Source organism: Streptomyces sp. NBC_00691 (assembly GCF_036226665.1).
Taxonomy (GTDB): domain Bacteria; phylum Actinomycetota; class Actinomycetes; order Streptomycetales; family Streptomycetaceae; genus Streptomyces.
Map to the genome: position 1 here is coordinate 4,946,696 of NZ_CP109007.1, position 15,280 is coordinate 4,961,975.

A 15,280-nucleotide genomic window follows, 5' to 3' on the forward strand; every position below is an offset into this window, starting at 1 on the left:
AGCGGCGCTACTCCGGGACGTAGTCCCGCAGCGGAGCCGGCCGCAGGCCCGCGGCCTCGGCCGCCGCCAGGGCCCGCGTCAGATCCTGCTCCAGGGTCTCGTTGAAGTGCAGCAGGATGATGTCGCCGGCCTTGAGCGACGGCGTCGGCGGCGTCCACTGGCCCCAGGTGGTGAGGTCGTACGTCCAGGTCACGAGGGCCTTCGCCCCGCAGGCGCGGGCCGCGGTCCGGGTGGTCGCGTCGTACACGCCGTACGGCGGGCGGAGCAGCCGCGGGCCGTCGCCGAACTGCGCGAGGTGCTGGTCGCGCGCCCCGCAGAACTCCGCCTTCTGGCCGGCGGCGTCGAGGGTGGTCAGGTCCGGGTGGTCGACCGTGTGGTTCTCGACGCGGGAGGGCCCCTGGTTCAGCAGGGTGTGGAAGTAGCCGGAGTCGTACGAGTAGGCCCGGGGCAGCAGGAAGAGCGAGGCGGGCACCCGCCGGTCGAGCAGCAGTCTCGCCGCGGCGGGGTCGTGGAACCAGCCGTCGTCGATGGTGACGAAGACGACCGGGTCGGTGGTCTCGATGTGCGAGACCACCGGGACGGGCTCGGGCCAGGCCGCCCTCGGTGCGGCGTGCGCGGGTCCGGTGACCGCGCCGAGGAGCGCGAGGGGGACGAGGGCGGCGAGCGCGGCACGCACGGCGTGACGCAGGCGGAGTCTCGGCATGGCGGCATCATTGGCCTAGACCAACTGCCCTGTCAATGGTCCGAGTTGCCCCGCACCGGCCCGCGTTCTCCGTCCCCTCAAGCGGACCTCGTCACTCCTCCGACAGGACACCCCTCAGCTGCTCCAGACCCCAGTCCAGGTCCTCCTTGGAGATGACCAGCGGCGGCGCGATCCGGATCGTCGAACCGTGGGTGTCCTTCACCAGGACACCCCGCTCCATCAGCTTCTCCGAGATCTCCCGGCCCGTACCGTGCGACGGCGCGATGTCCACCCCGGCCCACAGCCCGCGGCCGCGCACCGCCTCCACCGCCCCGCCGCCCACGAGCAGCCCCAGTTCCGCGTGCAGGTGCTCGCCCAGCTCCGCCGCCCGCTCCTGGTACTCGCCCGTCCGCAGCATCGCGATCACCTCCAGGGCCACCGCGCAGGCCAGCGGATTCCCGCCGAACGTCGAGCCGTGCTCACCGGGCCGGAACACCCCGAGCACCTCCCGGTCGGCGACCACCGCCGACACCGGCACCACCCCGCCGCCCAGCGCCTTCCCCAGGATGTACACGTCCGGCACCACGCCCTCGTGCTCGCACGCGAACGTCCGGCCCGTCCGGCCCAGACCCGACTGGATCTCATCCGCCATGAACAGCACGTTCCGCCGGCGGGTCAGCTCCCGCACCCCCGCCAGATAGCCCGCCGGCGGGACCAGGACACCCGCCTCGCCCTGGATCGGTTCGAGCAGCACCGCCACCGTGTTCTCGGTGACCGCCGTCTCCATCGCCGTCAGGTCCCCGTAGGGCACGATCTCGAACCCCGGCGTGTACGGACCGAAGTGGTCCCGCGCCTCGTGGTCCGTGGAGAAGCTGACGATCGTCGTCGTCCTGCCGTGGAAGTTGTTCGCCGCCACCACGATCTTGGCGTGCCCGTCCGGCACGCCCTTCACCTCGTACCCCCACTTCCGGGCGGTCTTGACGGCCGTCTCGACCGCCTCCGCGCCGGTGTTCATCGGCAGCACCGCCTCCTTCCCGCACAGCTCGGCGAGCCGGGTGCAGAACTCGGCGAACCGGTCGTGGTGGAAGGCGCGCGAGGTCAGCGTCACCCGCTCCAGCTGTGCCTTCGCCGCGTCGATCAGACGCCGGTTGCCGTGGCCGAAGTTGAGCGCCGAGTAACCGGCGAGCATGTCGAGATAGCGGCGCCCCTCGACATCGGTCATCCAGGCGCCGTCCGCCGAAGCGACGACGACCGGCAGGGGGTGGTAGTTGTGAGCGCTGTGCGCCTCCGCCGAAGCGATCGCGTCTTGTGTGCTCGACACGGGATCTCCGTTCGTCCTGCGGGCTCGGGGGATGACCCCGACGAGGGGGTGTGGCCCCTGTTTCTATCGTCGCTCGGATGCCGGACCGGGAAACCTCGCGCGCGGCGCGCCCGCTACTCTGAAAACACGCACGGCGACTGGCGAACGGGGAAGCGACCCCGGGGGAGCCGTGCGCGGCAGACCACACGAGACGCCGCCCGCCTGGGCGTCACGGGACCGAAGTCCCGCGTGGCGCCGCGCCTCTCACGCAGTGCCCCGGGACCCGCCGACGCCCGGAGGACATCACCATGACCACGTCGCAGCACCCGTCCACGCACCCCGCGCTCGCCGCCGCCGACCCCGAGCTCGCCGCCCTCGTCGGCGCCGAGGAACGTCTCCAGGCCGATACCCTGCGCCTCATCCCCAGCGAGAACTACGTCTCCGCCGCCGTCCTCGAAGCCTCCGGCACCGTCCTCCAGAACAAGTACAGCGAGGGCTACCCCGGCCGCCGTTACTACGAGGGCCAGCAGAACATCGACCAGGTCGAGACCCTCGCCGTCGAGCGAGCCAAGGCCGTCTTCGGCGTCGACCACGCCAACGTCCAGCCCTACTCCGGCTCCCCGGCCAACCTCGCCGTCTACCTGGCCTTCGCCGAGCCCGGCGACACCGTCATGGGCATGGCCCTGCCCATGGGCGGCCACCTCACCCACGGCTGGGGCGTCTCCGCCACCGGCAAGTGGTTCCGCGGCGTCCAGTACGGCGTCCGCCAGGACACGGGCCTCATCGACTTCGACGAGGTCCGCGAACTCGCCCTCAAGGAACGCCCCAAGGTGATCTTCTGCGGAGGCACCGCGCTGCCCCGCACGATCGACTTCGCCGCCTTCGGCGAGATCGCCCGTGAGGCCGGCGCCGTGCTCGTCGCCGACGTCGCCCACATCGCCGGCCTGATCGCGGGCGGCGCCCACCCGTCCCCGGTCCCGCACGTGGACGTCATCTCCACGACCACCCACAAGACCCTGCGCGGTCCGCGCGGCGCCATGCTGATGTCCCGCGAGGAGCACGCCAAGGCCCTGGACAAGGCCGTCTTCCCCGGCCTCCAGGGCGGCCCCCACAACCAGACCACCGCCGCCATCGCCGTCGCCCTCCGCGAGGCCTCCCTGCCCTCCTTCCGCGACTACGCCCACGCCGTCGTCGCCAACGCCAAGGCCCTCGCCGAGGCACTCCTCGCCCGCGGTTTCGACCTCGTCTCCGGCGGCACCGACAACCACCTGATCCTGATGGACCTCACCCCCAAGCAGGTCCCGGGCAAGATCGCGGCGAAGGCCCTCGACCGGGCGGGCATCGTCGTCAACTACAACACCGTCCCCTACGACCCCCGGAAGCCGTTCGACCCCTCGGGCATCCGCATCGGCACCCCTTCCCTCACCTCGCGCGGCCTCACCACCGCGCACATGGACCAGGTCGCCGACTGGATCGACCGCGGTGTCGCCGCCGCCGGCACCGGCGACGAGCAGTCCCTCGCCGCCGTCCGCGCGGAGGTCGCCGACCTCCTGGCCGCCTTCCCGGCCCCGGGCCTCCCGGTCTGACCCCCTGGGCGGTGCCCGGGCGGCCTCCCCAGAGGCGTCCGCCCGGCCCGCCCCGCCGCTCAGCCGCCGACCGACTCGGCCGTCCGCCGGGCCTCCTCGCGGTCCGGTATCCCTTCGAGGCGGAAGGTGAGCGCGCCCCCGTTCCTCGTCCAGAGGAGCGTGGGGCCCGCCGTAGGGACCTCATGGGTCCAGGCCGAACCCGTCCCGTCCGTCATCGGGAACGTCAGCAGGTGCGGGGCCGCGAACCAGTAGCCCTGCGCGCCGTCCGGCAGATCGACCCACTCCGGCTGCGTCCGCACCTGCTTGGCGAACCCGATGTCCAGCCGGGCCGGGAACTCGTCCAGCCGCACGGTGCGCTCCCCCTCGCGCCAGCACAGACTGATCACCGCCCGGCCCCGCTCGGCCGACCCCGTCACCGCCATGGCGTCCGGCGCGCCGAGCGCGCCGGGTATCAGCGGCTCGAAGCCCGCGAGCCGCCCGGCCTCCGCCGGCGGCACCGGCTCCGGACACCCCGGCACCGGGCCCCCTGGCGGGACGTGCCGCCCGTCCGGGTCGTACCGCACGGCCACCCCGCCGAAGCCGAACCACTCCGCCACCGCCGCCCGCACCGGCGGAGTGAGCACCAGCACGATCAGCACCCCGGTCAGAGCGGCCACCAGCGCCCGCCACCGCGCCCGCGCCCACCCCCGTACCGACGCCCACCAGCGGCGCGGGGCCGACCGCGGCTCCGGCTCCGGGGTCGGCGCCCGCTCGGCGAGGAGCTGGGCGTGCACCCGCTCGGCCATCGACTCCCCGTCCACGTCCGGCACCCGCAGCCGCCGTCCCAGCTCCCTCAGCTCGTCCGGCAGACCCTCGTCAGCCACGCCCCTCACCTCCCTCCGGTCCTTCCGTCAGGCTCTCCCCGAGCGCCAGCCCCAGCTTCCTCAGCGCCCGGCTCAGCCGGGACTTCACCGTCCCCCTCGGCCAGCCGAGCGCCTGGGCCGTCTCCGCCTCGTCCAGTTCGAGCAGATAGCGGTGGATCACCACCTGCCGGTGGTCCTCGCCCAGGGCGTCGAGCGCGTCGAGGAGCCGTCTGCTCCGCTCCCGCTCCACCGCCGCGACCGCCGGGTCGGCCGACTCCGGTATCCGCGGCTCACCCCCGAGCATGTCCGCCTCCCGGCCGGCGACGGCCCGCTGCCGACCCGCCGACCGCACTGTGTTCCTGGTCTCATTGACGACGATCCGCAGCAGCCACGGCCGGAACGCCGAGCCTTCCTCGAAACGCCCGAGCGAGCGGTACGCCTTGAAGAAGGCCTGCTGCACCACGTCCTCGGCCTCCGTGCCCGCGCCGCACGCCACCGCGGCTCTCAGCGCGACCGCCGTGTGCGCGCGGACCAGCGCCGCGTACGCCTCCGGCTCCCCGGCGCGGACCCGTGCGATCACCGCGGCCTCGTCGTCGACCAGGCCCCCCTCCCGCGTCCTCACACTCTTGATACACCGGCAGGCCGGGATCGGTTCCCACACCTGAGAGAATGATGTGCATGGCCTCTGACGTTCCCCGCGTGCTCTCCGGAATCCAGCCCACGGCAGGCTCGTTCCACCTCGGCAACTACCTCGGCGCCGTCCGCCAGTGGGTCGCCCTCCAGGAGACCCACGACGCCTTCTACATGGTCGTCGACCTGCACGCGATCACGGTCCCGCAGGACCCCGCCGAGCTGCGCGCCAACACCCGGCTCGCCGCGGCCCAGCTGCTCGCCGCCGGTCTCGACCCCGAGCGCTGCACCCTGTTCGTCCAGAGCCACGTCCCCGAGCACGCCCAGCTCGGCTGGGTCATGAACTGCCTCACCGGCTTCGGCGAGGCCTCCCGCATGACCCAGTTCAAGGACAAGTCCGCGAAGCAGGGCGCCGACCGCGCCACGGTCGGCCTCTTCACGTACCCGATCCTGCAGGTCGCGGACATCCTGCTCTACCAGGCCAACCAGGTCCCGGTCGGCGAGGACCAGCGCCAGCACATCGAGCTGACCCGCGACCTCGCGGAGCGCTTCAACGGCCGCTTCGGCGAGACGTTCACGATCCCGTCGCCGTACATCCTCAAGGAGACGGCGAAGATCTACGACCTCCAGGACCCGGCGATCAAGATGAGCAAGTCGGCGTCGACGCCGAAGGGCCTCATCAACCTCCTGGACGAGCCGAAGACCACCGCGAAGAAGGTCAAGAGCGCGGTCACCGACACCGAGACGGTGATCCGTTTCGACCCGGTGAACAAGGCCGGCGTCTCCAACCTGCTGACCATCATGTCCACGCTCACCTCCACCTCCGTCGAGGACCTGGAGAAGAGCTACGAGGGCAAGATGTACGGCGCGCTCAAGACGGACCTCGCCGAGGTCATGGTGGACTTCGTCACGCCGTTCCGGACCCGCACCCAGGAATACCTGGACGACCCGGAGACGCTGGACTCGGTCCTGGCCAAGGGAGCCGAGAAGGCCCGTGCGGTCGCCGCCGAGACGCTGGCGCAGACGTACGAGCGCATGGGCTTCCTGCCCGCCAAGCACTGAGACCAAGGACCCTGGCCCAAAGGGTGGTGCAGGCCGCACACTGGCGGCTGTACCACCCGACACAAGTCGACCGACGACGGAGGAGAACGACGTGGGGACCGTAACGCTCGGCGTTTCGATCGCGGTCCCGGAGCCCTACGGCAGCCTGCTCCAGGAGCGGCGCGCCGGCTTCGGGGACCCTGCCGCGTACGGCATCCCCACGCATGTGACGCTGGTCCCGCCGACGGAGGTCGCCGAGGACCGGCTGCCGGAGATCGAGGCGCACCTCGCGGATGTCGCCGCCGACCACCAGCCGTTCCCCGTGCGTCTCCAGGGCACCGGCACCTTCCGTCCGCTCTCCCCGGTCGTCTTCGTCAAGCTGCAGGAGGGCGTGCCCTTCTGCAACCGGCTCCAGCAGCGGATCCGGGACGAGGCGGGACCGCTCCCGCGCGAGCTCCAGTTCCCGTACCACCCGCACGTCACCGTGGCCCACGGCATCTCCGAGGAGGGGATGGACCGGGCGTACGAGGAGCTCGCCGGGTACGAGGCGGCCTGGACCTGCCGCTCGTTCGCGCTGTACGAGCAGGGCGCGGACGGCGTGTGGCGGAAGCTGTACGACTACGAGTTCGGCAGCGGCCGCCCGATCTCGGCCGTCCCCGCACAGGGCGGCAGCCCGGTGGACACGCCGACGCCCACGGCCTAGACCCGGACCCGGCCTGGGCTCGGCCCGGACCCGGAGCCACGGGCCCGGTGTGCCGGGCACGCCGGGCCCTCGGCGCGTCACACCGGCAGCCGCCGGAACAGCGGCCTCGGCGCGTGCCGTACCGCCGCCATCACCATCCGCAGCGCCCCCGGCACCCACACCGTCTCCGAGCGCCGCCGCAGCCCCAGCTCGATCGCCGTCGCGACCGCCTCCGGCGTGGTCGCGAGCGGTGCCTCCGCGCGCCCGGCCGTCATCTTCGAGCGGACGAACCCCGGCCGGACGACCATGACGTGCACCCCGGTGCCGTGCAGGGCGTCCCCGAGGCCCTGGGCGAAGGCGTCGAGCCCCGCCTTCGACGAGCCGTAGATGAAGTCGGCGCGGCGGGCGCGCTCGCCCGCCACCGACGAGAGCACGACCAGCGAGCCGTGTCCCTGCGCCTGCAGCGCGCCCGCGCACACCAGACCGGCGGAGACCGCGCCCGTGTAGTTGGTCTGCGCGACACGGACGGCGGCGACCGGGTCGGACTCGTCGCGCGCCTGGTCACCGAGGACCCCGAAGGCGAGCAGCACCATGTCGATGTCGCCCTCCGTGAAGATCTTGCCGAGCCGCTCCTCGTGCGACGCGGTGTCGAGCGCGTCGAAGGGGACGGTGCGCACCTCGGCGCCCAGCACCCGCAGGGAGTCCGCCGCGGCGGTGAGCGCGGGGGAGGGGCGCCCGGCCAGCCAGACGGTCCGGGTACGGCGGGCGATCAGCCGGCGGGCGGTGGCGAGCCCGATCTCGGAGGTGCCGCCGAGGACGAGCAGGGACTGCGGGGCGCCGAAGGCGTCCTTCATGGGGGCTCCTGGAGGGGTGTCGTCGATCAGGCCGGATCAGGGAGCGGTGTCGGGTGTCGTGCGTCGCGAGGCGGAGGAGGGAGCCGACGCGGAGCGTCGGCGACCTCGGCGGGGCCGCCGTACGCGCGCGTGGGCCGGCGCGGTGCGCCTCCAGCCGGTGATCGCTTCGCAGTCGTCGTCCAGGACGAGGGTCTCGACAGCCATGAGAGTGACCGTATAGCCGCGTCTGTCGCTTTTGCCGGTATTGCAGAGCGGTTCGTCGATAGGGGTGATGAAAGGAGTGTCGGGAAAGATCCCCCAGGCCCCCGCCGAACGGTGACGCAGGGGATGTCGCTCGCGGGGCACGGGATGTCGCTCGCGGGTCCGCGGGCCCCGGCGGGGGATTCTCGTACCGCGCTCTCCGCGCAACGAACGGATCGAGGGGCAGACGTACGACATGGACTGGCTCACCAAGCTCCCCGTCATCGGCCCCTGGGTCGCCCGCCTCATGCGGACCCACGCCTGGCGCTCGTACGAGACGCTCGACGCGGCCCACTGGACCCGGCTGGCCGCCGCGATCACCTTCGTGTCCTTCCTCGCCCTCTTCCCACTGATCACGGTCGCCGCGGCGATCGGGGCCGCGCTCCTGAGCAAGGAGCAGCTCGACAAGATCGAGGACAAGATCAGCGACCAGGTGCCCGGCATCTCCGACCAGCTCAACATCAGCGGGCTGGTCGACAACGCCGGCACCGTCGGGCTCGTCGCCGGTGCGCTCCTGCTGGTCACCGGCATCAGCTGGATCGGCTCCATGCGGGACTGCCTGCGTGCCGTGTGGGGGCTCGACGACATCGAGGGCAACCCGATCCTGCTCAAGGGCAAGGACGGGCTCATCCTCGTCGGCCTCGGCGGCGTGGCCCTCGCCTCGCTCGCCGCGTCCTGGCTCGGCTCCACCGCCGTCGGCTGGAGCGCCGACCGGGTCGGCATCTCCAGCGAGGGCGCCGGCGGCTACTTCCTGCAGGCCGCCGCCGTCCTCGTCGCCGTCGTCGCCGACTTCCTGATCCTGCTGTACGTCCTCACGCTGCTGCCCGGTGTGCACCCGCCGCGCCGACGGCTCGTGGTGGCGGCGCTGATGGGCGCGGTCGGCTTCGAGCTCCTGAAGCTGCTGCTCGGCGGCTACATGAGGGGCGTCGCGGCGAAGTCGATGTACGGGGCGTTCGGCGTGCCGATCGCCCTGCTGCTGTGGATCAACTTCACCGCGAAGCTGCTGCTGTACTGCGCCGCGTGGACGGCCACGGGCTCCCGTGGGGAGTCCGCGGCCGACGACGGGCCGGAGTCCGCTACGGGTTCACGTCCGGGTTCCGGCGGGAACGGCGACGACGTCCCGCCGCCCCGGCCAGCGGCCAGCGGCGGTTGACCAGGAAGACGGCACCGGCGAGGAGCAACAGGACCCCGCCTGCCACTCCGAGCGCGACCCCGATGCCGCCGGACCGCTCCTCGGAGGATGCCTGGACGGTGTTGTCCGGGGCGTTCTTTCCGGGCGCCGGGACCGAACCGTCGTCCGGGGCGGACGTCTCGGTCCGCGCGGACCGGGGCGGCACCAGCTCGCCGACCGGAGTGACCTTCCCGGACGCGGCGAAGCCCCAGTCGAGCAGCCGGGCCGTCTCGCGGTAGACCGCGTGCTGCTCCTTCGACGAGGGGTTCATCACGGTGACGAGCAGCACCTTGCCGTCGCGCTCCGCGACGCCGGTGAAGGTGGCGCCCGCGTGCGTGGTGTTGCCGTTCTTCACGCCGGCGATGCCCTGGTACGGGGCGACGCCGAGATCACCGGTGAGCAGGCGGTTGGTGTTCTGGATCTCGAAGGTCTCGCGCTTCTTGCCCGGCTTCTGCTCGCCGGGGAAGGCGGCGCGGGGCGTGGCGGCGTACTCGCGGAAGGCCGGCTTCTGCATGCCGCTGCGGGCGATGAGTGTCAGGTCGTACGCGGAGGAGACCTGGCCCGGGGCGTCGTAGCCGTCCGGGGAGACCACGTGCGTGTCGAGCGCCTGGAGCTCGGCCGCGTGGTCGTTCATCTCCTTCACGGTCTGCCGCAGGCCGCTGTTCATGCTGGTCAGGACGTGTACGGCGTCGTTGCCCGAGCGGAGGAAGACCCCGAGCCACAGGTCGTGGACGGTGTAGGTCTGCTTCTCCTTGATGCCGACCAGGCTCGAGCCCGCTCCTATCCCGGCCAGGTCGGTGGTGGTGACGAGGTGCTTGAGCCGGGCGTCGGGGAACTTCGGCAGCAGGGTGTCCGCGAAGAGCATCTTGAGCGTGGAGGCGGGGGCGAGCGGCCAGTGCGCGTTGTGCGAGGCGAGGATCTGGCCGCTCTCGGCGTCCGCGACGATCCAGGAGCGTCCCGACAGCTCCTTCGGCAGCACCGGGGCACCGGGCCCCAGCTGGACCTGGGTGCCGGGGTTGCCGAGCAGCGGGCCGCCGAGCGAGGACATCGCGTTCGGGGGCTTGGGCTGCTTGTCCTTCTCGTCCTTCGTGTCCGCGTGCGCGGGCACGGCGACGACGAGCGGCAGGAACAGAGCAGCAGTGACCGCCCAAGCGGTCTTCTTGGAAGCAGACACGGTCGTGAACGTACAGGTACGGAACAAGGATCCGAACCCCGGCTGGCCGTTCGGCCGGGCTCGTCCACCCGTCCGCGGGGCCGGTGGGACGGACGGTGATGCTGGGGTCATGAAGTTCAGCCGTCGCGTCTCCTGGTTCCCGCTCGGGTTCGGGGTGTGAAGCTGGTTCATCGGGATCACTTTCCATATGCAGCTGACCTGTAGAGCCTCGACGGCAGAGAAGGTCAGCCGAGAGCCTTGACCCCTTTCGTCTCGCCTGTGGGAGCCGAGCGGCTGGACACCGTGCGGGTGGCCGTCTACGCCCGACAGCCCAGGGCGCGCCCCGACTCGTCCGAGGCGTCTCCGGAGGCGCAGGTGGCGGCCGGTGAGGCGCTGGCGGCGAGCGGGGGTTGGGAGGTCGTTCACACGTTCAAAGACGTCGGTGGGTCCGGTTGGGATCCCCACCGGACCGGTGGGTCCGGTGGGGATCCCCACGCCGTGCGCCGACGCCCATCCGTGCTGCGTGCTGTGCACGAAGCCGGCGACCGTGGCCGACCGCTTCGCTGCCGAGCATGGCTCATCGGACCGTGCCGGTGGAGCCCCGTGTGCTGATCGATCGACCGACTGCGGCAGGACCTCAACGGCCCCGCCCGCGCGCTTCCCGTGGCGCGTGGGCGGGGCCCTCTACTTGCCCGAGTTCGCTCGTACGCCCCTCAGGCCGATCACACCGACGGCCGTCCCTAGGATGAACGACGTCACGGCGAGGGTGAGATGCACCCAGAAGTAGGCGGTCGGGTCACCCGCGTCGTCGAAGGCAAGTCCGCTCGCGTCCTCGTAGAGGTTCCGGGCGAAGGTGATCCAGATCATCCAGGACCAGGCACCGAACGCGAGAAGGAACCAGGACGTGCGACGGCTGAGCTTCACGGGATGCCCTTCCGGGGGTAGGCGGGTCGGTCCTGCCAGTATCCGGCCCGTGCTCCCTGCCGTGGTGGCCGGGGTCTGTGCGCTGACGGTGAGCCGCCCATGTCCCTCGTCCTGGGGACGGTGATCGGAGTGCTCGGGTTGCGTGGGGTGCGCGCCGCGCGCCGCGAAGTCGGTGAGGACCGCGCGAGCGGTAGAAGAAGGGGTTCCGGGGCGTGGTCGTCTTCCTGCTGGTTCTGATCGTCGTGCTCGCGCTGCTCTGCGCCGTGCACTGGTACGTGTGGCGGCGCCTCGTGCGCGACGTCACGACGCGGGGGAGCCTGCCGCGCCGCCTGGGCACGGCCGCCGTCGTGGTGCTGCCGCTGCTGTCGTTCGCGGCCCTCGCCTCGTCCCGCGCCGGAGCCCCGTTCGTGCTCCAGCAGGTGGTCGCGTGGCCGGGCTTCCTGTGGCTCGCCCTGCTCCTGTACGTGACCCTCGCCCTGGCCGTCGGCGAGGTGGTCAGACCCCTCCTCCTCCGCCTGCTCGAACGCCGTGCGCGGGCCGGGACGCCCGCGGCGGGCTCGGTGGCCCCGGCGGCCCCGGTGCCGGCGCCCGTGCCTGTGCCGGTCCCGGACCACACGCCGGCCGCCCCTGGAAAGCCCGCCGAAACGGCTCCGCAGTCCGCCGGTGAGGAGCACGCCGCCCCCGACGAGCACGCCACCTCCGGCGAGCACGCCGCCCCCGACGAGCCGGCCGAAGCGGCTCCCCAGCCCGCCCCCGCGACCCCCGCCGAGGTCTCCCGCCGGCTCTTCGTCTCCCGCGTCGTGGGCGGCGCCGCGGCCGCCGCCGCCGTCGGGACCGTCGGCTACGGGGCGTACGGCGTGCTGCGCGGTCCCCGGGTCAAGCGGGTCACCGTCCCGCTCGCCAAGATCCCGCGCGCCGCCCACGGCTACCGGATCGCCGTCGTCTCCGACATCCACCTCGGACCGATCCTCGGCCGCGCCCACACCCAGCGCATCGTGGACACGATCAACTCCACCCAGCCCGATCTGATCGCGGTCGTCGGCGACCTCGTCGACGGCACCGTCGAGAACCTCGGCTCCGCCGCCGAGCCCCTCGCGCGGCTCCGCGCCCGGCACGGCTCCTTCTTCGTGACCGGCAACCACGAGTACTTCTCGGGCGCCGACGCCTGGGTCGACCACGTCCGTGAGCTCGGACTGCGCCCTCTGCGCAACGAGCGCGTGGAGGTCGCGGCCGGCTTCGACCTCGCCGGCGTCGACGACGTCGCGGGCGAGAGCGAGGGCCAGGGCCCCGACTTCGGACGGGCGCTCGGCGACCGCGACCGGGCCCGCGCCGCGGTGCTCCTCGCGCACCAGCCGATCGTCGTCCACGACGCCGTGCGGCACGGCGTGGACCTCCAGCTCTCCGGACACACCCACGGCGGCCAGCTCTGGCCCGGCAACTACCTCGCCGAACTGGCCAACCCGACCGTCGCCGGCCTCGAACGGTACGGAGACACCCAGCTGTACGTCTCGCGCGGCGCGGGCGCCTGGGGACCGCCGGTCCGGGTCGGCGCGCCCTCGGACATCACCGTCGTCGAACTCGCTTCGAAACAGGCGTAATCGGGGCAGGGTCACTCCCCGCACCGAGCCCGATACGTGCTGCTCATCGACTTAAATTCGCATTTCCCGGACATATACCTGTGGTGTGCAAGTTTTCTCTTCCACTTGTGAAACTCGTGTGATGGGATGACGGCATCGCGACGTTTCCGGGGGCCGTCGCAGCTGGGGTGGACGAATAAAGGAAGCACGGCAATGCGGTCGACGGTCCGTCTGCGGATCCTCATCACTTGTGGAGTACTGGTGGCCGCCGGAGTGGGGGGCTGGCAACTCCTGCCCTCCGACGGCGGCCGGACCGATCCGATCAGCGTCGGCACAACCGACGAGGTCACTTCACTGGACCCGGCCGGCGCGTACGACGCCGGTTCCTGGGCCATGTACAGCAACGTCTTCCAGTCGTTGCTCACGTTCAAGCCGGGGTTCACGACCCCCGTTCCCGACGCGGCGGAGAGCTGCAAGTTCCAGGGCTCGAAGCTCACGGTCTATCAGTGCACCCTCCGCGACGACCTCTCGTTCGCCAATGGGCGCAAGATCACGGCCGAGGACGTCAAGTACTCGTTCGAGCGGATGCTGCGCATCAAGACGGACGTCGGTCCGCAGCCCCTCTTCCCGACGTTGAAGAGCGTCTCGGCGCAGGGCCGTGAGGTCACCTTCCATCTGAGCAGCCGGGACGCCACGTTCCCGCTGAAGCTGGCCACGGGCGCGGGTTCGATCGTCGATAAGGACCACTACCCGGCGAAGGGGCTGCGGGGGGACACGGCCGTCGACGGCTCGGGGCCGTACGTCCTCAAGGAGTACAAGCCGGGCGAGTCCGCGCTCCTGGAGCCGAACCCGAAGTACCGCGGCGCGGTCACCAAGGCCGGCGGCCCGGTGCGGGTGAAGTACTACGCCCAGTCCGCGGACCTCGCCGACGCCTGGAAGGCGAAGGAGATCGAGGTGACGCACCGGCAGCTGCCGCCGGAGTTCATCTCGACCCTGGAGCCGCGGGACGGGACCCGGGTCACCGAGGCGGAGAGCGCCGAGATCCGCAACCTCAACTTCAACGTGCGGCCCGGCTCGCCCATGGCCGACAAGGCCGTACGCCAGGCCGTCGCCGCGCTGCTCGACCGCCCGGCGATCACCACCGGCGCCTACAAGGGCACCGTCGAGCCGCTGTACTCGCTCATCCCGCAGGGCTTCGTCGGGCACAGCACCGCGTTCTACGACATCGACCCGGAACCGAACGAGAAGCGGGCGAAGAAGCTCCTCGAGGACGCCGGCGTCAAGACGCCGGTGACGTTCACCTTCGGCTACCGCGCGGACGCCACGTACAGCGCCGAGACCGCGGAGATCAAGCGGCAGCTTGAAGAGGCCGGCCTCTTCAAGGTCAAGGCCGTCGAGGTCAAGTGGACGGAGTTCCAGAAGCAGTACGCGAAGGGTGCCTTCGACGCGTACACGGTCGGCTGGCTGCCCGACTTCCCCGACTCCGACAGCTTCACGGCTCCGCTGGTCGGCACCGAGAACACCCTGCACAACGGGTTCTCCAGCAAGCGGATCGACGCGCTGATCTCCTCGACGCAGCAGTTCAGCGACCGCTCCCGGGCGACCTCCGACTTCAAGGCGATCCAGAGCGAGGTCGCGTCCGACGTGCCGCTCGTCCCGCTGTGGCAGAAGAAGGACTACGTCCTCGCCACCGAGGAGGTCGGCGGCTCCCAGTACCTGACGGACGGCACGGGCATCTGGCGTCTGTGGGAACTCGGCTGGATCTAGCGGGACCGGACAGGGCGGGTGTCCTGCCGGTCCGGCCGGACACCCCCCGGGTCCCCGGGGCCCCGGGGTCTACGACTCCGGCGCCCCCTCCGGCGGCTTCGGGCTCGCCCTCTTCTTGGGCTTGCCCGAGGCCGCCATTCCCGCTGCCGTGGGCATGAAGTCGGAGAGCAGCTCGTGCGTCTCCTTGACCAGCGGGCGCAGGATCCGGAAGCGGGAGAGCGAGATCGCGCGGGCGGTGACCGGCGCGAGCCGCTCGACCAGCCGGCGGCTGTTGGCCGCGCCCTCGGAGCGGTCGTACACCCAGAAGAGGACCAGGCCCATCTGCTGGAGCCACAGCAACTGCGGGAGGGCTTCCCTGAGTTCCGGGTCGACCTTCACCGAGGCGCCGGCGATGACCCGCCGGTGGACCTCGATCGCGGCCTCGCGCGGACCCTCCGACTCGGGCGAGAAGGGGCTGAGCGGGCTGTCCGGGTCGGCGGCGTTCTTGAAGAACTGCGCCGCGAACTCGTGGTACGGCTCCGCGATGTCGAGCCAGCCGAGGTAGACCCCCCGGATCCGGGCCGTGAGGTCCTTCTCCCCGCCGGTCAGGACGGGTTCGACGGCCGCCTGGTGCTCCTCGGCGATCCGGTCGTAGAAGCCCTGGACGAGGTGTTCCTTGGACGAGAAGTAGTAGTACGCGTTCCCGACGGAGACGCCGGCCTCCTGGGCGATGGCCCGCATGGTCGTCTTGTCGTAACCACGCTCCTTGAACAGCCGGAGCGCGGTTTCGAGGATGAGCGTGCGGGTCTGCTCGCTCTTCGGGGCCTTCTTGTCTTCCTTCACGTCCGTCAC

At 71.6% G+C, this 15,280-nt stretch carries 15 protein-coding genes and 1 riboswitch; of the genes, 6 read left to right on the plus strand and 9 right to left on the minus strand.

The features are described from left to right. Positions 1-7: 7 nt before the first annotated feature. Positions 8-703: a polysaccharide deacetylase family protein gene (locus OG392_RS22445; RefSeq protein WP_329282161.1), complete on the minus strand. Its 696-nt coding sequence runs from the start codon at positions 701-703 to the stop codon at positions 8-10. Between the two features lie 91 nt (positions 704-794). Next, positions 795-2,003: an ornithine--oxo-acid transaminase gene (rocD, locus tag OG392_RS22450; RefSeq protein WP_329282163.1), complete on the minus strand. Its 1,209-nt coding sequence runs from the start codon at positions 2,001-2,003 to the stop codon at positions 795-797. 123 nt (positions 2,004-2,126) lie between these two features. Then, positions 2,127-2,217, plus strand: a riboswitch (ZMP/ZTP riboswitch). 73 nt (positions 2,218-2,290) lie between these two features. On the opposite strand from rocD, the gene glyA reads away from it, so the two are divergent. Further along, on the plus strand, positions 2,291-3,568 hold the full coding sequence (gene glyA, locus OG392_RS22455) for a serine hydroxymethyltransferase (RefSeq protein ID WP_329282165.1): 1,278 nt from the start codon (positions 2,291-2,293) through the stop codon (positions 3,566-3,568). A gap of 59 nt (positions 3,569-3,627) precedes the next feature. On the opposite strand, the gene OG392_RS22460 is transcribed toward glyA, so the two are convergent. Then, positions 3,628-4,431: a hypothetical protein gene (locus OG392_RS22460; RefSeq protein WP_329282167.1), complete on the minus strand. Its 804-nt coding sequence runs from the start codon at positions 4,429-4,431 to the stop codon at positions 3,628-3,630. Further along, positions 4,424-5,032 carry an RNA polymerase sigma factor gene (locus OG392_RS22465; RefSeq protein WP_329282170.1) on the minus strand — a complete coding sequence of 203 codons (609 nt, stop codon included), beginning with the start codon at positions 5,030-5,032 and terminating at the stop codon, positions 4,424-4,426. Before OG392_RS22465 ends, OG392_RS22460 begins: the two co-directional genes overlap by 8 nt. A 56-nt stretch (positions 5,033-5,088) precedes the next feature. Between OG392_RS22465 and trpS the strand changes: the two genes are divergently transcribed. Together trpS and OG392_RS22475 are read left to right on the plus strand one after the other, a co-directional pair. Beyond that, positions 5,089-6,102: a tryptophan--tRNA ligase gene (trpS, locus tag OG392_RS22470; protein ID WP_329282172.1), complete on the plus strand. Its 1,014-nt coding sequence runs from the start codon at positions 5,089-5,091 to the stop codon at positions 6,100-6,102. 91 nt (positions 6,103-6,193) lie between these two features. Further along, entirely contained in the window at positions 6,194-6,784 is a 591-nt protein-coding gene (locus tag OG392_RS22475; protein ID WP_329282174.1) for a 2'-5' RNA ligase family protein, read from the plus strand. A 77-nt stretch (positions 6,785-6,861) separates the two neighbouring features. Here the strand turns inward: OG392_RS22475 and OG392_RS22480 are convergent, their stop codons facing one another. Both OG392_RS22480 and OG392_RS22485 read right to left on the minus strand, forming a co-directional pair. Next, positions 6,862-7,617, minus strand: a complete 756-nt coding sequence (locus tag OG392_RS22480) for a decaprenylphospho-beta-D-erythro-pentofuranosid-2-ulose 2-reductase (protein ID WP_329282175.1) — start codon at positions 7,615-7,617, stop codon at positions 6,862-6,864. A 36-nt stretch (positions 7,618-7,653) separates the two neighbouring features. Beyond that, a complete protein-coding gene (locus OG392_RS22485; RefSeq protein WP_329282177.1) occupies positions 7,654-7,821 on the minus strand; it encodes a hypothetical protein in 168 nt (55 codons plus the stop codon). 232 nt (positions 7,822-8,053) lie between these two features. Between OG392_RS22485 and OG392_RS22490 the strand changes: the two genes are divergently transcribed. Next, a complete protein-coding gene (locus OG392_RS22490; RefSeq protein WP_329282179.1) occupies positions 8,054-9,010 on the plus strand; it encodes a YihY/virulence factor BrkB family protein in 957 nt (318 codons plus the stop codon). Here the strand turns inward: OG392_RS22490 and OG392_RS22495 are convergent. Together OG392_RS22495 and OG392_RS22500 are read right to left on the minus strand one after the other, a co-directional pair. Further along, positions 8,934-10,202 carry a D-alanyl-D-alanine carboxypeptidase family protein gene (locus OG392_RS22495; RefSeq protein ID WP_329282181.1) on the minus strand — a complete coding sequence of 423 codons (1,269 nt, stop codon included), beginning with the start codon at positions 10,200-10,202 and terminating at the stop codon, positions 8,934-8,936. The genes OG392_RS22490 and OG392_RS22495 overlap by 77 nt on opposite strands. Positions 10,203-10,865: 663 nt before the next feature. Further along, the gene (locus OG392_RS22500) at positions 10,866-11,105 is read right to left on the minus strand and encodes an SCO4848 family membrane protein (protein WP_329282183.1); all 240 of its coding nucleotides are present in this window, start codon (positions 11,103-11,105) and stop codon (positions 10,866-10,868) included. A gap of 212 nt (positions 11,106-11,317) precedes the next feature. Between OG392_RS22500 and OG392_RS22505 the strand changes: the two genes are divergently transcribed. Together OG392_RS22505 and OG392_RS22510 are read left to right on the plus strand one after the other, a co-directional pair. Beyond that, the gene (locus tag OG392_RS22505) at positions 11,318-12,703 is read left to right on the plus strand and encodes a metallophosphoesterase (protein ID WP_329282185.1); all 1,386 of its coding nucleotides are present in this window, start codon (positions 11,318-11,320) and stop codon (positions 12,701-12,703) included. Between the two features lie 192 nt (positions 12,704-12,895). Beyond that, positions 12,896-14,449, plus strand: coding sequence for an ABC transporter substrate-binding protein (locus OG392_RS22510; protein WP_329282187.1), 1,554 nt, complete (start codon positions 12,896-12,898; stop codon positions 14,447-14,449). Positions 14,450-14,518: 69 nt separating this feature from the next. Here the strand turns inward: OG392_RS22510 and OG392_RS22515 are convergent, their stop codons facing one another. Beyond that, on the minus strand, positions 14,519-15,280 hold the full coding sequence (locus OG392_RS22515; RefSeq protein WP_329282189.1) for a TetR family transcriptional regulator: 762 nt from the start codon (positions 15,278-15,280) through the stop codon (positions 14,519-14,521).